Origin of the sequence: Hyphomonas sp. (assembly GCF_018402285.1) — a bacterium.
Taxonomy (GTDB): Bacteria; Pseudomonadota; Alphaproteobacteria; order Caulobacterales; family Hyphomonadaceae; genus Hyphomonas.
Genome location: NZ_JAGYJH010000003.1, coordinates 860,182 through 879,162 on the forward strand (window position 1 = coordinate 860,182; position 18,981 = coordinate 879,162).

At 62.5% G+C, this 18,981-nt stretch carries 23 protein-coding genes; 15 read left to right on the forward strand and 8 right to left on the reverse strand.

The features are described 5' to 3' along the window. Window positions 1-9: 9 nt before the first annotated feature. Window positions 10-339: a glutathione S-transferase family protein gene (locus KG722_RS06770; RefSeq protein WP_300998281.1), complete on the reverse strand. Its 330-nt coding sequence runs from the start codon at window positions 337-339 to the stop codon at window positions 10-12. Between the two features lie 622 nt (window positions 340-961). Here KG722_RS06770 and KG722_RS15415 point away from each other — a divergent pair. Continuing rightward, on the forward strand, window positions 962-2,518 hold the full coding sequence (locus tag KG722_RS15415) for a Fic family protein (RefSeq protein WP_213270959.1): 1,557 nt from the start codon (window positions 962-964) through the stop codon (window positions 2,516-2,518). Between the two features lie 67 nt (window positions 2,519-2,585). Here the strand turns inward: KG722_RS15415 and KG722_RS06780 are convergent, their stop codons facing one another. Together KG722_RS06780 and KG722_RS06785 are read right to left on the reverse strand one after the other, a co-directional pair. After that, complete coding sequence (locus tag KG722_RS06780) at window positions 2,586-3,002, reverse strand: DUF3883 domain-containing protein (protein WP_213270961.1); 417 nt, start codon at window positions 3,000-3,002, stop codon at window positions 2,586-2,588. A 365-nt stretch (window positions 3,003-3,367) separates the two neighbouring features. After that, window positions 3,368-5,347, reverse strand: a complete 1,980-nt coding sequence (locus KG722_RS06785; protein ID WP_213270963.1) for an alpha/beta fold hydrolase — start codon at window positions 5,345-5,347, stop codon at window positions 3,368-3,370. Between the two features lie 153 nt (window positions 5,348-5,500). Here KG722_RS06785 and KG722_RS06790 point away from each other — a divergent pair, with 153 nt between their 5' ends. Further along, window positions 5,501-6,835: an alkaline phosphatase family protein gene (locus tag KG722_RS06790; protein WP_213270965.1), complete on the forward strand. Its 1,335-nt coding sequence runs from the start codon at window positions 5,501-5,503 to the stop codon at window positions 6,833-6,835. Here the strand turns inward: KG722_RS06790 and KG722_RS06795 are convergent. Continuing rightward, complete coding sequence (locus KG722_RS06795; protein ID WP_213270967.1) at window positions 6,826-8,064, reverse strand: aminotransferase class V-fold PLP-dependent enzyme; 1,239 nt, start codon at window positions 8,062-8,064, stop codon at window positions 6,826-6,828. The two genes, KG722_RS06790 and KG722_RS06795, sit on opposite strands and share 10 nt — an antisense overlap. Before the next feature lie 200 nt (window positions 8,065-8,264). Here KG722_RS06795 and KG722_RS06800 point away from each other — a divergent pair, with 200 nt between their 5' ends. From KG722_RS06800 to KG722_RS06810, 3 genes are all read left to right on the forward strand, one after another. Further along, complete coding sequence (locus tag KG722_RS06800; protein ID WP_213270969.1) at window positions 8,265-8,738, forward strand: ClpXP protease specificity-enhancing factor SspB; 474 nt, start codon at window positions 8,265-8,267, stop codon at window positions 8,736-8,738. A 15-nt stretch (window positions 8,739-8,753) separates the two neighbouring features. Beyond that, complete coding sequence (locus KG722_RS06805) at window positions 8,754-9,206, forward strand: PaaI family thioesterase (RefSeq protein ID WP_213270971.1); 453 nt, start codon at window positions 8,754-8,756, stop codon at window positions 9,204-9,206. Window positions 9,207-9,306: 100 nt separating this feature from the next. After that, entirely contained in the window at window positions 9,307-10,533 is a 1,227-nt protein-coding gene (locus KG722_RS06810) for a cytochrome P450 (RefSeq protein ID WP_213270972.1), read from the forward strand. 5 nt (window positions 10,534-10,538) lie between these two features. Here KG722_RS06810 and KG722_RS06815 read toward each other — a convergent pair whose 3' ends face one another. Beyond that, window positions 10,539-10,901 carry a RusA family crossover junction endodeoxyribonuclease gene (locus KG722_RS06815; RefSeq protein ID WP_213270974.1) on the reverse strand — a complete coding sequence of 121 codons (363 nt, stop codon included), beginning with the start codon at window positions 10,899-10,901 and terminating at the stop codon, window positions 10,539-10,541. Between the two features lie 135 nt (window positions 10,902-11,036). Here KG722_RS06815 and fumC point away from each other — a divergent pair, with 135 nt between their 5' ends. The 8 genes from fumC to KG722_RS15045 all read left to right on the forward strand — a co-directional run bounded on the left by fumC (window position 11,037) and on the right by KG722_RS15045 (window position 15,369). After that, window positions 11,037-12,437 (forward strand): class II fumarate hydratase, encoded by a 1,401-nt coding sequence (gene fumC, locus KG722_RS06820; protein ID WP_213270976.1) that lies wholly within the window; start codon window positions 11,037-11,039, stop codon window positions 12,435-12,437. 515 nt (window positions 12,438-12,952) lie between these two features. Then, window positions 12,953-13,204, forward strand: a complete 252-nt coding sequence (locus KG722_RS06825) for a PepSY domain-containing protein (protein ID WP_213270978.1) — start codon at window positions 12,953-12,955, stop codon at window positions 13,202-13,204. A 48-nt stretch (window positions 13,205-13,252) separates the two neighbouring features. Further along, on the forward strand, window positions 13,253-13,705 hold the full coding sequence (locus KG722_RS06830; protein WP_213270980.1) for a type II toxin-antitoxin system CcdA family antitoxin: 453 nt from the start codon (window positions 13,253-13,255) through the stop codon (window positions 13,703-13,705). A gap of 3 nt (window positions 13,706-13,708) precedes the next feature. Then, the gene (locus tag KG722_RS06835; protein ID WP_213270982.1) at window positions 13,709-14,005 is read left to right on the forward strand and encodes a CcdB family protein; all 297 of its coding nucleotides are present in this window, start codon (window positions 13,709-13,711) and stop codon (window positions 14,003-14,005) included. 85 nt (window positions 14,006-14,090) lie between these two features. After that, entirely contained in the window at window positions 14,091-14,387 is a 297-nt protein-coding gene (locus KG722_RS06840) for an aspartate decarboxylase (RefSeq protein ID WP_213270984.1), read from the forward strand. Continuing rightward, on the forward strand, window positions 14,363-14,989 hold the full coding sequence (locus tag KG722_RS06845) for a GNAT family N-acetyltransferase (RefSeq protein ID WP_213270986.1): 627 nt from the start codon (window positions 14,363-14,365) through the stop codon (window positions 14,987-14,989). Before KG722_RS06840 ends, KG722_RS06845 begins: the two co-directional genes overlap by 25 nt. After that, window positions 14,986-15,177, forward strand: coding sequence for a DUF4169 family protein (locus KG722_RS06850; protein WP_213270988.1), 192 nt, complete (start codon window positions 14,986-14,988; stop codon window positions 15,175-15,177). The genes KG722_RS06845 and KG722_RS06850 overlap by 4 nt, the downstream gene beginning before the upstream one ends. A 66-nt stretch (window positions 15,178-15,243) precedes the next feature. Then, window positions 15,244-15,369, forward strand: a complete 126-nt coding sequence (locus KG722_RS15045) for a hypothetical protein (RefSeq protein ID WP_300998282.1) — start codon at window positions 15,244-15,246, stop codon at window positions 15,367-15,369. A 13-nt stretch (window positions 15,370-15,382) separates the two neighbouring features. On the opposite strand, the gene KG722_RS06855 is transcribed toward KG722_RS15045, so the two are convergent. Then, complete coding sequence (locus tag KG722_RS06855; RefSeq protein ID WP_213270990.1) at window positions 15,383-16,381, reverse strand: hypothetical protein; 999 nt, start codon at window positions 16,379-16,381, stop codon at window positions 15,383-15,385. Window positions 16,382-16,498: 117 nt separating this feature from the next. Here KG722_RS06855 and KG722_RS06860 point away from each other — a divergent pair, with 117 nt between their 5' ends. Further along, the gene (locus KG722_RS06860; RefSeq protein WP_213270992.1) at window positions 16,499-17,605 is read left to right on the forward strand and encodes an NADH:flavin oxidoreductase; all 1,107 of its coding nucleotides are present in this window, start codon (window positions 16,499-16,501) and stop codon (window positions 17,603-17,605) included. A gap of 39 nt (window positions 17,606-17,644) precedes the next feature. Here KG722_RS06860 and KG722_RS06865 read toward each other — a convergent pair whose 3' ends face one another. Continuing rightward, window positions 17,645-17,845, reverse strand: coding sequence for a hypothetical protein (locus tag KG722_RS06865; RefSeq protein WP_213270994.1), 201 nt, complete (start codon window positions 17,843-17,845; stop codon window positions 17,645-17,647). Between the two features lie 158 nt (window positions 17,846-18,003). Here KG722_RS06865 and KG722_RS06870 point away from each other — a divergent pair, with 158 nt between their 5' ends. Then, complete coding sequence (locus tag KG722_RS06870) at window positions 18,004-18,549, forward strand: DUF3833 domain-containing protein (RefSeq protein ID WP_213270996.1); 546 nt, start codon at window positions 18,004-18,006, stop codon at window positions 18,547-18,549. A gap of 15 nt (window positions 18,550-18,564) precedes the next feature. On the opposite strand, the gene KG722_RS06875 is transcribed toward KG722_RS06870, so the two are convergent. Further along, entirely contained in the window at window positions 18,565-18,840 is a 276-nt protein-coding gene (locus tag KG722_RS06875; RefSeq protein ID WP_213270998.1) for a hypothetical protein, read from the reverse strand. Window positions 18,841-18,981 lie beyond the last annotated feature (141 nt).

The window sequence follows — 18,981 nt, forward strand, 5'->3', positions numbered from 1 at the left end:
TCGGAGGGCCTAGAGAAGGATGGTGCCTTTGCCATCCTTCTCCATCGCGCGGATATAGGAGGGGTATTCCCGCATCTGCCTGAGGAAGCGGAAGGCATTGGGGAAGTCTGCTTCGGTCATGCCGCCCCGGTGGGCGCACAGCTCCATCGAATAGCCCATCACGATGTCAGCCGCGGTGAGTTCATCACCGGCAAACCATTTGCTCTGGCCGAGTGTCTTCTCGATCTCCCGGAACAGGGCAGCCAGCCGCGGACCGAAGAAGGCCTGATCCAGCGCGCCGACGAGCGACTTGGCGACGGGCCGCACCAGAAAGGGCGAGCGCGCTGTCAGCGCCATCATCATGAAGCTCCTTTAGATAGAATTTTATGGCCCTTGCGCATGCATGCGGATCGTTGAAATCTGCAATGAAATAATTGATTTGATATGCTTTTTGTATTATTGCTGTTTGCTACCATTTGTTGCAGAATGCGGGATGCGTGCGGACATGGTCGCGGCTGCACTGGGTGTGCGGACGGGGTCGTGAGAGACGCGAGGGGCAACAGGCAACAGGCAACAGGCAACAGGCAACAGGCGAAAGGCGACAGGCTCGTTTCGGGCTGACCGCCAGTTGACGGTCAGAAAATGCGTGCCTATCTCAATTCCAACAACACCCCTCAGGCCTAGAGCGCGAGCTTGCCCAATACCGAGGGGTTGCTTCTTTGAGGCCTTCTCGAATCCGTCGAGGAGGCCTCTTTGATTTGGGCGAAAGCTGCAGACTTCCGTTAAGGAGCAGATCTCCCTTTTGAAAGGGCAAGGGGGCGCCGACACGCGCCTTTCCGGCGCCTTTTTCGACCTGAGTGGCTGATTTGGATTGATTTTCGACATTCCGTTGTCATTTTCGACAGGGTCATGTAGTTAGCTGTTTTCGACCGCTCGTCCGGTTGAGACGTCTATTTCGACATTTCCGAGAGGGATTCGACACGTGAGCCAGTTTCAGACGTCGCCTGCGAGTTTTCAGGATCAACCCTTGCCGGACGGGACAAGCCTGATCGGCTGGTCTGCGCTGGTTCATGGGCTCGGGCTTGCTGCGCCGGTGCGTCAACCGGCCTGTGTGTCGTCGGCGCATGTCCGGGGGACGCAGCGCCTGGAGGGGGCCTGGCGGATATTCGACAAACGGTTTGATCCAGGCAACGATCCGGTCGCGCACATCCTTTTCGCGCTGCGCAACGAGACGTTTGACCTCCTGGTGCTGAAACGCGCGTTCGACGCGCTCGGCCCGGCGCCGCTCGAAGCCTATATCGCTGGCGCACCCACCGGCGTGTTCGCCCGCAGGCTCTGGTTCTTCTACGAGACGTTAATGGGTGCGCGCCTCGATCTTCCCGATGCGCCGAAGATCGCCGCGATCGATGCGCTCGATCCCGCAGACTATATCACTCTCGACCGGCCGCAGCTTTCGGCGCGCCACCGCGTCCGGGACAACCTGCTCGGCGGCAAGGGCTTCTGCCCCATCGTGCGGCGCACTGAGGCGCTGGACCGCTTCATGGCGATGGACCTCGCGGGCAGGGCGAAGAAGACGATCGGCGCGACCGGCGCGCAACTCGTCTCGCGCGCGGCCAGCTTCATGCTGCTCGCCGACAGCCAGGCGAGTTTTGCCATCGAGGGCGAGCGCCCGCCGCGAGACCGTCTCGAGCGCTGGGCGAAGGCGCTCAAGGAAGCAGGAAAGCGGCCCCTGAACCAAACCGAAATCTACCGGCTGCACGGCATCCTGCTCGGCGACAGCCGGTTCACCACTGTCGGCTATCGCACCGGCGGCGTGTTCCTTGGCGAGCGCGATCACGACCAACAGCCCTTGCCAGAATTCATCGGGGCACGGGCGGACGAAGTGCCGGACCTGATGCTTGCACTGAACACCTGCAACAACCGTCTGCGCGCAACGGCGGTTGACGCCGTCATTCATGCGGCGGCGATCGCGTTCGGATTTGTCTATGTGCATCCGCTCGAAGACGGGAACGGGCGCCTGCACCGGTGCCTCATCCACCATGTCCTGGCCGAGCGCGGATTTGCGCCGCCCGGCATGGTGTTTCCGGTGTCCAGTGTGATGCTGGACCGGATCGAGGACTACCGGGCCGTGCTGCAGGCACATTCAGGGCTCCTGATGCCTTTCATCGAGTGGCGCCCGACGCCGCAGCGCAATGTCGAAGTCCTGAACGACACGGGCGATCTCTACCGCTATTTCGACGCGACCGGCGCGGCGGAGTTTCTCTACGCCTGCGTCCAGCGCACGATCGAGACCGACCTGCCGAAAGAGATCGCCTGGCTGCGCGCGCATGACGCGGCGATGCGCCAGATCATGGACCGCGTCGAGATGCCCGACCGGCTGGCGCAGGACTTCATCATGTTCGTGCGCCAGAACGGCGGGCAGCTGTCGAAGGCGCGTCGGACCGGCGCGTTTGCTGAGCTGACGGATACGGAGGTTACGTCGCTTGAGGACGCGGTGCGGGACGCGTTCGAGGCTTATATGGCGGCGGGATTTAAGTGAGGGGATGGGCGGGAAGTTCGCGCGTTCGTTCGTACACAGAGCGTCTGCTGTGCGCAATCAATCGAGGTCACCCAAAAGACGCCTGATAGTTTACCGGCTGAAGCGCGACGTGGTCTTCAAGTGGCGGCTTCAACTCGAACGCCTTTGGCGCCTTCGCGAAGTCGTAAAGGCGGATGAGCCGGAATTCTTCTGGCCGCTCCTGTGAAAAGCTGAGCTCGTTCGGTGAAATGAAGAAGGGCGTGCGTTCGTAGCCGACGGTCGTTTTAACTTCGAGAAAGCGCTCGGCGCCGTCCGTCTCGAAGGACAGGATGTCGTATCCGGCGCCGTCGCCATCAAGGTGAGCCACCCAACGGACCTTGCCCGCGAGGTCGTCACGGCCCTCGCTCCGCAGGCGCGTCTGCTCCGACACGACGACACGTTCCTCGCCGAGTTTGCCGAGCTCCCGGTTGCGGGCATCCCGCGCGGCGGGGTCGAACTTTCGCATAAGGCGGATGATGTTGGCATCCGTGTCGTCCTCGGACCGGTTGAAGTCCGGCGCGGGTCCGGAACGACTGTGGCTGCTGGGGTTTCGCGGCCTGAGATCCGTGTACAAAGTCCGTAAACGGAGATTATGGAGCGGCGCTGATTTGGTCTGGATTGCCAGCCGGTGCTGCAGGATTGATCTGTGTAAGCGGTGATTTCAGGTCTTGCGGGCGGGACGATGCCGGGTCTGCGGGTCCCTGCGTCGGGAGTTAGCCATCGATGGCTAGTCCGTCCTGGTCCACTGTCCATGCATCATGGGTCAGGCTGTGGAGACATAAAAAGCCCCCTTCCGGAGAAGGGGGCTTTGAGTGCCGTCAGACGGCAGACTTAGTCCTTGGCAAGGACTTCCTGCAGGAACATGGTTTCGGCTTCACGCTGGGCCTCGCGATTGGACTTCTTGCGGAAGCCGTGGCCCTCATCCATCGCCATCAGGAACCAGGCGGGGACACCGTTGGCCTTGACGGCTTCGAGGATCTGCTCGGCTTCCGTGTACGGAACGCGTGGGTCGTTATAGCCCTGGATCACGAAGAGCGGCCTGGTGATCTTAGAAGCGTTTTTCAGCGGCGAGATTTCGTCGAAGAAGGCGGCAACAACCGGATCGCGCTCATCGCCATATTCCACACGCCGCAGGTCGGCGCGGTAGCCTTCGGTGTTCTCCAGGAAGGTCTTGAAGTCGGAGATGCCGACAATGTTGATGCCCGCCGCGATACGGTCGGCATAGTCGATCATCGAGGCAAGCACCATATAGCCGCCATAGGAGCCGCCATAGACGATGACCTTGTCCTTATCGAGATCGGACTGCGTTTCGATCCAGTCAAGCAGGGCGCCGATATCCTCGACCGACTTCTTGCGGTTGAGGCCATTGTCGAGCGACACATAGGTCTTGCCATAGCCCGACGAGCCGCGAACATTGGGCACGACGACAGCCAGGCCAAGCTCGTTCACCCAGTATTGGGAGACCGACGAAAAGCCCGGGCGGGCCTGAGCTTCCGGTCCGCCATGGATGGAGATGATGACCGGGAAGGGGCCTTCGCCTTCGGGCTTGTAGATGAAGGCAGGGATGTCCATGCCATCGGCATTGGGATAATCGAACAGTGTCGGCTCAACAAAGTTTTCGGGGTTCAGGCCGCCGGTTTCCGCTTCGGTCCAGCGGGTGAGGTTCAGCGTCGCCACATCGAATGACCAGGCGTCCGCCGGGCTGGTGGCGGCGTTGAACGTGAAGCCGACATGATCACCGCTGCGGGAGAAGACCAGACCTGAGGCGATGCCGACGGGCAGGGTCGGGCCAGGGCGAACGAGGCCGCTGGCAACATCGAGCAGGCGGATGGTGCCCAGCCCGCCTTCGTTCAACGTAAAGGCAACCGTCTTGCCATCGGGCGAGAGCGTCCAGTCGGAGACACCCCAGTCGATATCGCCGGTATAGTTGGTCACCGTGCCATCGGCCGTGATGCGTACAAGATTGGAAAACTCGCTGTCCTTGTCGGTCACCGTCAGGACAGACCCGTCGGCCAGAAGCGCGCCGCCGGAATAGGCGACCGTGTCGTCCGGGTTGAGCTGGGTCAGGGTGGCGGTGGCAACGTCCAGCGTGAAGAGATAGCTTTCGGCGATCGAGATGTAGCGCTGCAGGAGCAGTTTCGATCCGTCATCGGACCAGTCCACCGGTCCAATGGCGCCTTCGCCTTCCAGCGCAACCCGGATGCTGGCCGGGTCTGCCGGATCGCCGATGATGATGTCATTGTTCGGGTCGCCCGGATGGGTGCGGGCCCAGGCGGCCAGCGAGCCGTCATCAGACCAAAGCGCGCCGCCATTGCGGGTGCCGGGCTCTGTGAAGCCGGCGATGCGGCCGGTTTCCATGTCGAAGCGGTAGCCCTGATAATATTCGTCTCCGCCCTTGTCGCGCGCGAACAGGAAGGCGCCGCCTTCAGGGTTCATGGTGGCGTTGGAGACAGTCTCCTCAAAGAAGGTCAGCTGGCGGCGGGCGCCGGCCGGGGATTTGACCTCGTGCAGCTGGTTGGTGTCGCCAAAGCGCGTGGTGATGAGGATGCCGCCGTCTCCGGTCCAGTCGAGGAAGCCATGGCCGCGGACGTTTTCATAGGCCGCGAGGCGCTCGGAAATCTCGGCCGGGATTTCAGGGATCGATTCCATCACGAGATTGCCTTTGGTCACCCGTTCGCTGGCGGGGGCCTCGGCAGGCGCTGGGGCGGTCCCGGTCAGTGCGGCGGGCGGCGGCGTGGCTGTCTGCGCGCAGGCAGCAAGGGCTGCGGCGAGCGCCGCAATGGATACGAAGCTGAGTGTGCGTCGTTGCATGGCAATTTCCCCATCAGAAGTTTTTCATGACGGTGTGTTTAGTGCGTTCGGCTCATCCGTCACGCATTTTTCAGCGGCAGGGCTTCACATCCCCGCTACAATCGGGGTCTAAGGCGTCTGATTGTTTTCAGGCAGGTTTGCGGGAGTTCGGGCATGGCAGGTTTCAGGGCAGCGGGGATATGGCTTGTCGCGGCGGCCCTGATCGCAGGCTGCAAGTCGGCGCCGAGCGAAGTGCCCCCGCCTGCATCGCTGACCTCGCCGCAGATCGGGGAAACCGCGCCCGCCGAGGCACAGGCTGAAGACGCGCCGCTGGTGTTGATGATCGGTCTGGACGGCCTCAATCCGGCAATGATTGACCGCTGGGATGCGCCCAACCTCAAGGCGCTCGCCGCGCGCGGCGTGCGCGCCGAAGCCATGCGGCCGGTGATGCCGAGCGTGACCTTCGTCAACTTCTATTCGCTCGCGACCGGGCTCTATCCCGAGCATCACGGGATGGTGGAGAACGCCCCTTATGACAAGGCGGCAAAGGAACAGTTTGACCGCGCAACAGGCCCCGCAGAAGAGCGCTGGTGGCAGGGTGAGCCGATCTGGATCACGGCCGAAAAGCAGGGCCTTGCCACCTCCATCATGTTCTGGCTGGGCTCTGAAGTGGCCCATGACGGGGTGCGGCCCACCCGCTGGACGCCCTATGAGCACAACAAGCCCTATCAGGACCGGGTGGACGACGTGCTGGCCTGGTATGACGCGCCCGAGGCAGAGCTTCCCCGCTTTGCAGCGGTCTACTTTGACCGCGTCGACACCAACGCCCATTATTTCGGGCCGGTCTCGGACAAGGCGAAGGAAGCGGTTGCAGAAGTGGACGGCTATGTCGGCCAGCTGGCCGGCGGCCTGAAGGCCAGGGGCCTGCTCGAGCGCACGACCATCATCGTGGTGTCAGATCACGGGATGGCCTGGGTGGACCCGGAAAAGGTGATGGATATCGGTCAGTTCCTGGACCTTGACGCTCTCACCGTGCCCCAGTTCAACGGGCCGTATGGCGGCTCAAACCATCCTTTCCTGCACATCTATGGCGAGGGCGACGCGCTGGAGACGGCCTATGAGGGCCTGAAGGATTTTGACGAACATATCCACGTCTACAAGCGCGGCGAGATGCCCGAGCATTACCGTTTCGACCATCCGACCCGCGGGCCTGACCTGTTCCTTGTGGCCGATCCGGGCTGGTCAGTTCGCAATGCCAATCTCGGAGGCTGGCGCGCGCCCATCCCTGGCCAGCACGGTTATGACAGTTACGATCCCACGATGGCCGCCACCTTCATCGCCGCCGGCCCGGTCTTTCCGCAAGGGGAGACGGCCGCGCCCTTCGAGAATGTGAATGTCTACCTGATGATTGCCTGCGCGCTGGGGATCGAGCCGGCGCAGACCGATGGCAACCCGGAGATCGTGGAAACGGTAACGGGCGGGCGCTGCCCGGCTACCCGTCAGGAATAGCGCGCTTCCACCTTCGGCGCCGTGTCACCCGCCTTCACCGCTTCAAGGCTCGCGGCAAGGTCGGCGAGATAGCCATCGGCAACCTCGGCATGCTTGGGCGAGAGCATCAGGTGCAGGCTCGGCGGTTCGACCGTGAAGGAGGTGAACCAGCCGCGCTGGCGCATCGCGCCATAGAGGGCGAGCGTATCGACGCCCGGATGGCGGAAGGCGAGGAGGCCGAGAAGGGGCTTGCCCAGCACTTCAAAGCCGAGCGCCTTGACGCCCGCTTCGATCCGCTCGCGCGTCTGGCAGACGAGACCCTGCTTCTCGCGGTAGCCTGAAACCCCGAGTACATTCATCACTGCCCAGGCGGCCGATATCGCCCCGCCCGGTCGTGTGCCCGCCAGCGTCGGCGTCTTCATCGGCGCGCCAGACCATTGGCTCAGCGTGAACGGCATATGCTTGTAAAGGTCGGCCGAGCGGAAGAGTATGGTCGAGGCGCCCTTGGCGCAGTAGCCGTATTTGTGCAGGTCCGCGCTCATCGATCTGACTGCCGGAACGGCAAAGTCGAAATCCGGAACCGGCACGCCGTTCATCCGCGCAAAGGGCGCGAAATATCCCCCCACGCAGGCATCGACATGCAGCCAAACGCCCTTGTTGTCGGCGACTTTTCCCAGTTCGGCGATCGGATCGATGATGCCATGGGGAAAGTTCGGCGCCGAGCCGACCATCATGATCGTGGCCGCATCAATCGCTGCGGCCATGGCATCGGGATCAGCTTCGTAGCTGCCATCAGTCTTCAGCGCCACGCTGCGGATCTCGATATCCATCAGCAGGGCCGCCTTGTGGAAGGCGAGGTGGCCGGAGCGGGGGATGACGATGTTGGCGCGGTCCTTCGGCTTGCCATTGGCGCGGGCATAATCGCGCGCGGTCTTGATCGCCATGGTAATCGAATCGGTGCCGCCCGAAGTCATGGCGCCGGTTGACCCTGGCGGCCCGCTCAGCAGCCCGAGCGCCATGGAGATCACATCCTTCTCCATTTGCGCGAGCGAAGGGAAGGCAAGCGGGCCGAGCCCGTTCTCAGCCATGAACAGGCCATAGGCCTCATGCTGGAGCTGATGAACATCCTCTCCGGCATTGAAGACATAGACCGCCGTCTTTCCGTCTCGCCAGGCGACATCGCCTGCGCCGCGCGTCAGCATGTCGGCGCGTACCTCGTCCCATGGGCGTCCTTCAACTGGCATCTGCATGGCGGTCCTCCTCGTTTGGAGCGGCAGAGTAGGGGCTAACACCCTGGCTGGCCAGCCATTCGGGCGCTTCTCCCGTGTCACCCGAAAAGCGCTGGGGAAAAGAAAAACCTCGCCCGTTGTGCGAAGCCCGTTGCGGCGGTAAAGCCACCGCCTTAGTTTAAGTGTGAAACGAAAAATTAACGGGGATGCAGAGCGCGAGCATGACGGACTATATCGGCTACGAAGCGCTGTCCCAGGCTGCCATGCGCGGTGTCGTGCGCGAAGCGCTCCGCCGCGGGAAAACCAATGGCGGCCTGCCGGGTGAGCACCATTACTACATCTCCTTCCGCACCCGCGCCCCTGGCGTGAAGATCCCGGCGCAACTCGTGCAGCGCTTTCCCGAAGAAATGACGATTGTGATCCAGCACCAGTACTGGGACCTGGACGTGCATGACGGTCACTTTGAAGTCGTTCTGAAATTTGCCGGCGTGCCCCAGCATCTCTCGATCCCGCTTGTGGCGATCACGCGCTTTGTCGATCCTTCGGTGAATTTCGGCATCGCCTTTGAAACCCCTGGCAAGGATGCGGGCGTGATTGCCCCGGCAACGGCAACGGCGCCTGTCGAAGCGACCCAGCCCACGCCCAAGGCCGCTGGCGAAACGGTTGTCAGCCTCGACGCCTTCCGGCGCAAATAGGCCCGGGCCAGAGCCTTGAGCACAGAAGAAAAGCCCCGCCTGTCCGACGCCGAAATGCTGGCGCGGTTCCAGAACTCCAAAAAGCGGCCGCCCTGTTCGGAAACCCTCGGCATGCGCCTGGCTGATCTCAACCAGGACAAGCAGTGGGTGAAGATGGAGTTCGACGTTTCCCCCAGCTTTGCCAATCCCACCGGCGCGGTGCAGGGCGGCTTCATCGCGGCGATGCTGGATGAAGCGATGAGCACGGCCGTGATCATTGCCTCCAATGTCACCATGACGGCCCCGACGCTGGAGATGAAAACGAGCTATCTGAAACGCCTCATGCCCGGCAAGGCGAGCGTTGAGGCACGCATTCTGAAGCTCGGCAGATCGGCGGCCTTCCTGGAGGCCGACTGTTTCGACGCCGACGGCGAACTCGTTGCGCGCGCAACAGCGACCGCCATTCCGATGGCGTTCAAACGGCTCTGATCTGTCTGCCCGTGTGACGCAGGGGCAGGGGCGAAATTCCTGATCCTCAATGCTATGATGTCTGCATAATTGCCGGCGCAAGACCGGCAGGGAGGACATCATGGCAGACGATCAGCGGCCGACCGGCGCGGTGCAATCCATTCTTGAGCTTTCAGCCTTCAACCCGGCAGCGCGCGACAATCCGCACCCCCTGCTCAAGGCCATGCGCGAAGACTGCCCTGTTTTCCGGGATGAAGCGGCAAAAGTCTGGCTGCTCTCCCGCTACAAGGATGTCCGTGAAACGGTGAATGACCGCACATTCGTCCGTCATCCGACGAAAGCGGAAGAAGGCTCGCTGTCGGCCCGTTTCGTGGAAGAGCGCCAGGAGCGGGGCACCAGCATTCTCTTTCTCGACGATCCCGACCATGCCCGAATCCGCCAGCCGCTGGCTAAGGCCTTTTATGCCCGCATCAACAGGATGCGGCCTGAGATCGAGGCGATGATTGATGCCATCATCGACCGGGCGCCCGCCTCCGGGCCGTTCGACCTGATGGCGGAGATCGCCGTGCCGGTGCCTGTCCTTGTGATTGCCCGGATTCTGGGGGTGGATGAAGCGCGCCTCGATGATTTCCGGCAATGGTCGGAAGAGGTTATCCTCGGCCTCAATCCCGTTCGTACGCCCGATGAGGACGAAGCGCTAATCCGGGGCGCCTCTGCGCTGGACGCCTACTTTGCCGAGCTTATGGAAGCCCGCCGCAAGGCCCCGCAGGATGATCTGGTCTCCGACATGGTCCAGCTGCAGGCCTCGGGTGAAGCAGACATTTCCGATGGCGAATTGCGCAACAATCTTGAGGCGCTTCTCGTCGGCGGAAACCTGACAACCACGGACCTGATCGGCAATGGCGTGTGGCTGTTCCTGACACATCCGGGACAGAAACGGTCACTCATGGACAATCCCGGCCTCGCCGCGCAGGCGGTGGAGGAGGTTCTCCGCTATGAAGCGCCCGTCTCGATCACCTCGCGCATCCTGCCCGATGACCGCGCCGTGGGCGGCTGCCCGATGAAGGCGCGCCAGCCGGTCTGGATGTCGCTGGCGGGCGCCAACCGCGACCCCGACGTGTTCGAGGAGGCTGAAGCCTTCGATATCACCCGCAAGCGGGCCAGCCATGTCGCCTTTGGCGGCGGCCCCCACATCTGCATCGGCGCCCCGCTTGCCCGGATCGAGGCGCGGCATGTGTATATGAAGCTGTTCGAGCGCTACCCGGACCTGAAACTGCCCGAGCAGGAAATGGTCTGGCGCACGCTGCCGTTTTTCCGGGGGCTGGAAAAGCTGATCGTGGAGGGCTGAGGGGGCTAGTCCCCCATCGCTTCTGCCAGCATCCAGATACCATCCCGCTCCGCCGCGCGTCGCTCGACCAGCAGCCGCGCGACCTGATGGTCATCCTCGAAGACATTGCCGCTGAGCGAGTCGAGCAGGGCCTTGGCCAGATTGTCGAGATCCATCCAGGGCGCCTCGCCCAGATGCTCCATCACGATATGCACGCTGTAATCGCCATAGCCGGGCCGCAGGCGCGGGAAGTCCTTGCGGAAGAACTCCTTGAGAAGCGTCTTGTAATATTTCGTCTGCGTCGTGAGGCCCGTGCACGCCACTTCCAGCGCGCCAGCTTCGGTGATGCGCGCGCGGACTTTGCCAGATTGTATCCAGTCTGTGTTCATTCTGCGGATTAGGCATACAGAAGCAAAAGCGGCAAGCGGCCACGCCTGATGGTCCAGCAGGGCCTTGATGCCCCCGGAGCAGGGGGCTAAACCGCCCGGCGACATTGCTTAAGCCGAGCTTCAGGAGCGCCCCCCATGGCCAAGACCCCCACACGCACAGAATCGGACACTTTCGGCCCCATCGAGGTTGAGGCGGACAAGTATTGGGGCGCGCAGGCACAGCGCAGCCTCGGCAACTTCAAGATTGGCTGGGAAAAACAGCCCCAGCCGATCGTGCGCGCGCTTGGCATCGTCAAGAAGGCCGCAGCCGAAGTGAACATGGCGATGGAGAAGATGGACCGTCTGGTCGGCCGCGCCATCGTGCAGGCCGCCGATGAGGTGATCGAGGGCAAGCTTGACGCGCATTTCCCTCTGGTTGTCTGGCAGACGGGGTCGGGCACCCAGTCGAACATGAACGCCAATGAAGTGATCTCCAACCGCGCCATCGAGATCCTCGGCGGCAAGGTCGGCTCCAAGGCGCCGGTCCACCCGAACGACCATGTGAACATGTCCCAGTCGTCCAACGACACCTTCCCGACGGCGATGCACATCGCCTGCGCTGAGCAGGTCGTCCACAAGCTGATCCCCGCGCTGCAGCAGCTCCAGAATGCGCTGAACGACAAGGCGCAGGCCTGGAAGCACATCATCAAGATCGGCCGCACGCATACCCAGGACGCCACCCCGGTTACCCTCGGCCAGGAGTTTTCCGGATACGCCAAACAGCTCGAGAACGGCATCAAGCGGATCGAGATGACCCTGCCGATGCTGATGGAGCTCGCCCAGGGCGGCACGGCGGTCGGCACCGGCCTTGCCTCGCCTGAGGGCTTTGCGGAAAGGGTGGCCGACAAGATCAGCCAGATCACCGGCCTGAAATTCACTTCTGCCCCCAACAAGTTTGAGGCCCTCGCCGCCCATGACGCGATGGTGATGACCCATGGCGCCATCGCCACCGTCGCCATGAGCTGCTTCAAGATTGCCAACGATATACGCTTCCTCGGCTCGGGCCCGCGGTCTGGCCTTGGCGAACTGGCTCTGCCGGAAAACGAGCCGGGCTCTTCGATCATGCCGGGCAAGGTGAACCCGACCCAGTGTGAAGCCCTCACACAGGTCTGCGCGCACATTCACGGCAACAACGCCGCCATCGGTTTTGCCGGCAGCCAGGGCCATTTCGAGCTTAACGTCTTCAACCCGATGATGGCCTACAATTTCCTTCAATCGGTCCAGCTGCTGGCTGACGCAGCGGTGTCCTTCACCGAGAACTGCGTCGTCGGCATCGAGCCGCGCCTCGACAACATCCAGCGCGGCCTTGAAAACTCGCTGATGCTGGTGACCCCGCTGAAGGAAAAATACGGTTATGATCTCGCCGCCAAAGTCGCCAAGACGGCCCACAAGAATGGCACGACGCTGAAAGTCGAAGCGCTCGCGCTGGGCATCTCCGAGGCAGACTTCGACGCCATCGTGCGCCCGGAGAAGATGATCGGTCCAGATCCGGCCTGATCAGGCCGCCTTTTTTTGCCGGACATCCACGCCCGCCAGGTCTCCCTGGCGGGCGTTTCTTTTCAGGTGCGGTCTGGAAACTGGACGAGCCGGTTTCCAGTCCAGTTTCCGGACCCGAAAGTTTCTCCCGGTCTGGGTCCTGAAATCCATAATCCGTATCGGGATAGTCCCGGTACAGAAAAATATTCTTGTATTTCAGGACAGTGGATCGGGTGCGTTCGGAAGTGCGATGATTTCCCATAACGCCGCCACAATTGGCTCCGATCACAGGTCGCTTTTGCGCAGCTCAGCCAAGGAGGCAGGATGATGGAACGGCGTGACAAAGGCAGGAAGAAAACTCAGCCGGAAACGCCGGCTGGCCCGGCGCGCCGGCCCCGGCGGCGGCTGCGCCCGAACTGAGGCCCTGGCTGAGGGGGCGTTCATCGCCGGTTCGGTCTTGGCCTGTTACGGGTCCTCCTGAACACTCGGGAGGACCTGCACAATGAGCAGCATCCGCACGGGGTCTGATCGCCCTTATGATCGCCGCCGCTTCTGTCAGCCCGGCCCTCGCAGATCGCGGGCGGGGCGGGGATGACCGCTCCTTTGCCGGTTTTGAAATCTCCCGGGCAACCGCGGTCGACACCGCGCGGGCGCAGGGCATGCGCGAGGTCCTGAAGGTTGAGGCCCGCCGGGGCGTCTGGCGGGTCGAAGGCCGGGACACAGGCGGGCAGCGGCTTGAGGTCGATGTCGACGGGTTTTCCGGGGCTGTGGTGAAGGTGGAGCGCTGAGCGCAAAAGTGCATTGTGCATATGCAATGCACATTGTGTTTTTGACTTATGCAAACGACTTTGCAAAATTCGCATCTGGAATGGCTGCAGGGATTGACTGCGCATTTCAAGATTTCCTTGTCTGAAATAGCAAGGCTGGCAGGCGTTTCGCCGTCCACGCTGACCCGATTTGTGAAGGCAGGCGTTCCGGAAAGTCATTTGCGTGCTGATACGATCGGCAAGATCGTCTCAGCACTCGGAGTGGATCCGCCCGCTTTGCCTGAACCCAAAGCACTACCTGCCAGCATGGCAACAATCCCGGTTTCCTTGAGCGCAGAGCATCTGCTGGAGGCAAAACAACTGGGGTTGAACCTGAAGGATGTTTTGAGAGTGGCGGCAGAAAAGGAAATCAGGGCAGAGCGCCTTCGCCAATGGTCCCAACGCAATCAGAAGGCTGCCCGGGATTGGGACAAGCTGATTGAAGATGAGGGCCTTTGGTCGGATGGCTTGCGGCAGTTCTGAGGTATGGATCCCTATCCTGTATGCCGTCTCAAGAAGACTGGGCAATTCGTCCTGGTGATTCAGTATCCGGGTGTCGACACAGGGGTGACCTGCCTTGTCGCGCCTCTCTATCCTGAAGGTCAGGCCCCGCCGATGGAGCCTGTGACGCCCCTGGTGCAGATCGGCGAGGAGAAGTATCTTGTTGCCTTTCATCTGATGGCGGCTGTCCGCAGGCAGGACATAGGACCAGCAGAGGCGAGCCTTGTCGGTCAAGAGTATGCCTTTTCTGGCGCGATCAATCGCCTTTTCTTCGGAATCTGAGCGCCGCAATGGCCGGGCTGACGGCGCGGCGGGGCGCGTCTAGGATGGGGTGAGAGAATCACTTCATGTCCAGAAAGGTCAGGCCATGTCCAAGTCGCCCGTCGGCTCGAAATCCAATCCCTCCCAGTTCGATGTGCTGGGCAAGCTGGCAGAGGACGAGCCCTATTTCGTGATCCGCGCGCATGACCCGCTGTCTTCGGCGCTGGTCGAGCTGCACGCCTATATCGGGGCAGGGCAGTCGGGCGCAGCGCACAACAAGCTCGCCGAAATCATGGCGATGACGGCGGCGCGGCCCCCGCGCCCGGCCTCCAGCCCGAAATACCGCGAGACATTTGCGATCTCGCTGGCGATGGAGCAGTGGCGGGACGCGCACAAGGAATGACGCCGGGGGCGCTGACCCTTGAAAACGGCCACGTGCGCCTGCGGCCCTTTGTGGCGGAGACAGACGGGCCGGAGCTGCATGCCCTGGCCGCTCGTGCGCCGGAGATTTTCCGGCTGTGGTCTTTCCGGGGGCCGGGCGACTGGGTGGGCGACTGGACCGAGATGATCCGCAAACGGACAGCCGCCGGCACGATGATCGCCTTTGCCGTGACCCGGCCGCAGGATGGCGGCTTTGCCGGCATCACGAGCTTTCTTGATCCCAGCGAGATCAACAAGAGCGTCGAGATCGGCATGACCTGCTATGCTCCCGAAGCGCAGGGCACAGCCGTCAATCCATCGGCCAAGCGCCTGCTCATGGGGTATGCCTTCGAGGATTGGGGCGCGCGGCGGGTCCAGTATCAGGTAGACAATCGCAATGAGCGCTCAAAGGCCGCCGTTCTGAAGCTTGGCGCAAAGGCCGAGGGCGTTCTGCGCAATCACAGGACCCTGCCGGACGGGTATGTGCGTGAAACGGCTTTCTTCTCCATTCTGGATACGGAATGGCCGGAAGTTAAAGCCGGGCTCGACGCGCGGATCGCAGCGGCGCAGGCGGGCACGCAATGAACGATCCGGTCAACCTCAACAAAGTCCGCAAGGCCCGTGAAAAGGCCGCCAAAGAAAAGCGCGCGCAGGAAAACCGGGCAAAATTCGGCCAGTCGAAAGCCGCCAGGTCGCTGGAAAAATCCCGGTCTTCCAAGCTCAAAAAGTTAACGGACGGGCACCGGCTGCAAGATCCTGGAAAGGATGGTTAAAAAAGCGTTGACAGGCCCGGGTCTTGCACTGAAATCACTTGTTGTATCAGTGTGGGAGTGCCGTCCATGTTCAAGCGCGTTTTGCTCAAGACGGCCTTTGCCTTTACCGCTTTCGGCTCCGGCGTGATCTGGGGCATTGCCGCAGAAGCCAGCGCCGCTGGCATACCGCTGATCGGCCTCTTCCAGGGTTAACCCCGAGCGCGCATCAATAACCGCCCGGCTTTGGTGCCTGATCAATCAGACTGTTGTCATACCGCCCGCGTGAAATGCGGTCGAGCGATTGAAAGATCGCCTTGGCGTCCTTGTCCTTGAGCAGGGGAATGCCGCGCGCAATGTCAGCGGCTTGCGCATAGAGGAGGTGGGCCTTTTCGAAATCCCCGCGCGCCTCGGTGCAGGCGGCCAGGTTATGCAGGATGCCCGGCGCCCCTGGATAGGCGAGGGCGAGTTCCTGCCACTGCGCGCACGCCCCGACATATTCGCCCCGCCGCGTCGCCTTCACGGCGGCTGCAAAGCGGGCGTCGCTCGCCTCTTCGGGCACCAGCGGCTTCTCGACGATCTCGGCGCGCAGGGTTGTCACATAGGGGGCAATGTCGGTCCGGAAGCCGGGCACGGCGGCGGCAACCGCTTCGGCCACCATGCCGATCGGTGCATCCCAGGAGGGGAGGCTTTCATGGATCAGCTCGCCAAAAGTACCGGTCGATTGGTTCGTATAAGGATATTCTGCGATGTCGTAGCAGTCTTCCCGCTCCACTGCTCCGCCACGCTCGGACGTGAAGACGAGCCGGTTGGTCGCCAGATCAATCAGGCTTGCGCGCACACTGACATCGACCTTCTCTGCCGGGCACTGCATCTCGACGATCTTTTCCTTGTCGCAGTTGAAGAGGGCCGTGCAGCGACGCTCCCGCTCGAACCGCGTCTGGCGGCTATATCCGGTGATCGTGACTTCGCCTTCATAGATCCCTTGTGGGCGATCAGGGTCGATGATGTTGAACCAGGGCCGGCCTTCCAGCTCGGCCCCGTCAATCAGGGCCTGGAATTCGGCCTCGGCCACGTCCCCGGCAGGTCCCCGGAACCGGCCGGTCGTCACATCGGTGTAGTTGACCGCTTCGGCAAAGCTGGGCGCGGCGCGGGCGGCGTAGTCATATCCCGGCGTCTGGCACGCCGCCGCCATCAGCATTCCAAACAGCCCCGCAACCTGTCTCATGGTTATTCCCTCTAAACCGTCTTTTCAGGCGTGCCGCGTGCGGCGCCCGACGTCAATGGTTGACGCAGGCCCGCCCTGCGCCCAATTCAGCATCCGGAAAACTCAAGGAAACCGCCCATGACCCGGACCCTGTTCACGCCCTTCCGGCTGAAAAACGTCGAACTCCCTAACCGTATCGCGATGGCGCCGATGACGCGCTCCAGATCTCCGGGCGGTGTGCCGGGAGACGATGTGGCAGATTATTACGCCCGCCGCGCGGCCGCTGATGTGGGCCTCCTGATCACCGAAGGCACCACCGTGCGCCGGGGCGGTTCATCCAACGATCCAAATGTTCCCAATTTTTACAAGGCAGACGCGCTGACGGGCTGGGCCAATGTCGTGGCCAGGGTTCATGCCAATGGCGGCAAGATCGCGCCGCAGATCTGGCACCAGGGCATGGTGCGCAAGGTCGGCACGGGCCCCGAGCCGGGCGCGCCCACCGACAGCCCCTCCGGCGTCACCCATACCGGCAAGCAGGTCCTGCCTGAGCCGACCACAGCAGACGTCGAAGACATGGTGATGGCTTATGCCGACGCCGCCGCCGACGCCAAGCGCCTTGGCTTCGACACGCTCGAAATCCACGGCGCCCACGGTTACCTCATCGACCAGTTCTTCTGGGATGCCATGAACAAGCGCTCCGACAAGTATGGTGGCAGCCTTACTGACCGCGCGAGCTTTGGCGGCGACATCATCCGCGAAATCCGCAAGAAGGTCGGCCCGGATTATCCGATCATCCTGCGCTATTCCCAGTGGAAGCAGCAGGACTACACCGCGCGCCTCGCGCCCACCCCGCAGGAGCTGGAAGCCTTCCTCAAAGTGTTCGTGGACGCGGGCGTTGACTGTCTCCACGTCTCCCAGCGCCGCTACTGGGAGCCGGAATTCCCGGAAATCGACGGCCCGAACGGCCTCAACGGCGCCGGCTGGGCGAAGAAGCTGACCGGTTTGCCAACCATCACGGTCGGCTCGGTCGGCCTCAATGGTGACTTCGAAAAATCCTTCGCCGGGGAAGGCGCCCCGCAGCGCTCACTCGATGACCTCGAAGCCCGCCTCGACAAGGGCGAGTTCGATCTCGTCGCTGTCGGCCGCGCGGTCCTTCAGGACCCTGAATGGGCAAAGAAGGTCAAGGAAGGCCGTTTCGCAGACCTGCGTGACTATGACGGCAAGGCGCTCGCAACGCTCTACTAGGCACGCTGCCGGGCGGTGACCTTCAGCAAATGCTGCAGGTCACCGCCCGATGGGCGTCACGTCCAGCCAGGCTTTCGGCCCGGCGCCCCGGCGCGTTTCATGCGCCACACGCAACGCGGCATCTGCAGGCGAGGCCGCCGAAGCAGCCTGCTTTGCAGGCGCCGGGGCGGCAGCCACGCCTGTGGCGCGCCCGCCAGCCAACAACACGGCCGCCAGGGCCGGAAGGGTGAGCGATTTCATCAGCGCTTCCTGCTTTCACCCTTTGATCTCAAGACTTTCCCTCCCGGTCAGCCCCGTTTGTCGCCCCGTGCGCGCAGGTTCCTGCGGCCAATTTCAATCCAATCGCCGGCGGCGCACGTATCACCTTGCATCAGACAAACAGCAGACCGGAGCTTCTCATGCGTGCTGCCCGCCTCTTCGCCCCTGTCCTTGCTGCCGGCCTTGGTGCCTCAGCGGCCACAGGCTGCGCCTCCTCTTCCTCCCTCGAGCAGTTCCAGAGCGCGCCGCGCCAGCTGGTGCTGGAAGACTATTTCCTTGGCCAAACATCCGCCTACGGGCTTTTTGAGGACCGGTTCGGCAAGGTGCGCCGCCAGTTCAAGGTGGACATCATCGGCGAACTTGACGGCAACCGCCTGACGCTGACGGAGAATTTCCTCTATGATGACGGTGAACGCGAAACCCGCATCTGGGAAATCGACGTGCTCGGCGATGGCCGTTATCGCGGCACGGCAGGCGATGTCACCGGAATTGCCGAGGGGCAGGTTTCCGGCAACGCCTTCAACTGGAAATACAAGGTCGACCTGAAAGTCGGGGGCAGCACCTGGAATGTCGGCTTCAATGACTGGATGTTCCTGATGCAGGACGATGTCCTCATCAACCGCGCCTATGTCACCCGCTACGGGATCGAGATCGGCCAGGTGACCATCGCGTTCCAGAAGAACTAAACTCGCCCGACCTTGTCAGGGCAGCAGGTAAACCAGCACCATCACCGCAAAGGCAATCACCGGCACCAGCTGTGTCAGGCGCTGACTGCGCCGGATCAGCCTTTCTTCTTCCTCCGTAAGCAGAGCAGCCTCTTCCCCATCCGGCCAATCGGGGCGCTGCGTGCCCCAGAGGGTGAGAAAGCCGCCATTGCCTTCGGCCATCTGCTTCTGGCGCAGGGGCGCTCCTGCTTTGTGCGCCAGCGCGCGGGCTGCGTTGCCGGCGAGGGTTGTATAATCATACGTCTTCGGCACAGGCCGGTCCTCCCCAGCAGGATCAGCCCGCCGGATTTCAGGCGAATGGCATAGACACGGTTGATCGTGGCCATCCCCATTGTGCGGTAGGCTTCCTCGCGCCACTCGATGGCCCGGATGGCCGAATAGGCGAGGGGCCCG

Excerpts from the sequence above, each read along its gene's own strand:
- KG722_RS06770 (WP_300998281.1), bottom strand. The coding sequence starts at position 339 with ATGATGGCGCTGACAGCGCGCTCGCCCTTTCTGGTGCGGCCCGTCGCC.
- KG722_RS06780 (WP_213270961.1), bottom strand. The coding sequence starts at position 3,002 with ATGCGAAAGTTCGACCCCGCCGCGCGGGATGCCCGCAACCGGGAGCTC.
- KG722_RS06785 (WP_213270963.1), bottom strand. The coding sequence starts at position 5,347 with ATGCAACGACGCACACTCAGCTTCGTATCCATTGCGGCGCTCGCCGCA.
- KG722_RS06790 (WP_213270965.1), top strand. The coding sequence starts at position 5,501 with ATGGCAGGTTTCAGGGCAGCGGGGATATGGCTTGTCGCGGCGGCCCTG.
- KG722_RS06795 (WP_213270967.1), bottom strand. The coding sequence starts at position 8,064 with ATGCAGATGCCAGTTGAAGGACGCCCATGGGACGAGGTACGCGCCGAC.
- KG722_RS06800 (WP_213270969.1), top strand. The coding sequence starts at position 8,265 with ATGACGGACTATATCGGCTACGAAGCGCTGTCCCAGGCTGCCATGCGC.
- KG722_RS06810 (WP_213270972.1), top strand. The coding sequence starts at position 9,307 with ATGGCAGACGATCAGCGGCCGACCGGCGCGGTGCAATCCATTCTTGAG.
- KG722_RS06815 (WP_213270974.1), bottom strand. The coding sequence starts at position 10,901 with ATGAACACAGACTGGATACAATCTGGCAAAGTCCGCGCGCGCATCACC.
- fumC (WP_213270976.1), top strand. The coding sequence starts at position 11,037 with ATGGCCAAGACCCCCACACGCACAGAATCGGACACTTTCGGCCCCATC.
- KG722_RS06825 (WP_213270978.1), top strand. The coding sequence starts at position 12,953 with ATGATCGCCGCCGCTTCTGTCAGCCCGGCCCTCGCAGATCGCGGGCGG.
- KG722_RS06830 (WP_213270980.1), top strand. The coding sequence starts at position 13,253 with ATGCAAACGACTTTGCAAAATTCGCATCTGGAATGGCTGCAGGGATTG.
- KG722_RS06835 (WP_213270982.1), top strand. The coding sequence starts at position 13,709 with ATGGATCCCTATCCTGTATGCCGTCTCAAGAAGACTGGGCAATTCGTC.
- KG722_RS06840 (WP_213270984.1), top strand. The coding sequence starts at position 14,091 with ATGTCCAAGTCGCCCGTCGGCTCGAAATCCAATCCCTCCCAGTTCGAT.
- KG722_RS06850 (WP_213270988.1), top strand. The coding sequence starts at position 14,986 with ATGAACGATCCGGTCAACCTCAACAAAGTCCGCAAGGCCCGTGAAAAG.
- KG722_RS15045 (WP_300998282.1), top strand. The coding sequence starts at position 15,244 with ATGTTCAAGCGCGTTTTGCTCAAGACGGCCTTTGCCTTTACCGCTTTC.
- KG722_RS06855 (WP_213270990.1), bottom strand. The coding sequence starts at position 16,381 with ATGAGACAGGTTGCGGGGCTGTTTGGAATGCTGATGGCGGCGGCGTGC.
- KG722_RS06860 (WP_213270992.1), top strand. The coding sequence starts at position 16,499 with ATGACCCGGACCCTGTTCACGCCCTTCCGGCTGAAAAACGTCGAACTC.
- KG722_RS06865 (WP_213270994.1), bottom strand. The coding sequence starts at position 17,845 with ATGAAATCGCTCACCCTTCCGGCCCTGGCGGCCGTGTTGTTGGCTGGC.
- KG722_RS06870 (WP_213270996.1), top strand. The coding sequence starts at position 18,004 with ATGCGTGCTGCCCGCCTCTTCGCCCCTGTCCTTGCTGCCGGCCTTGGT.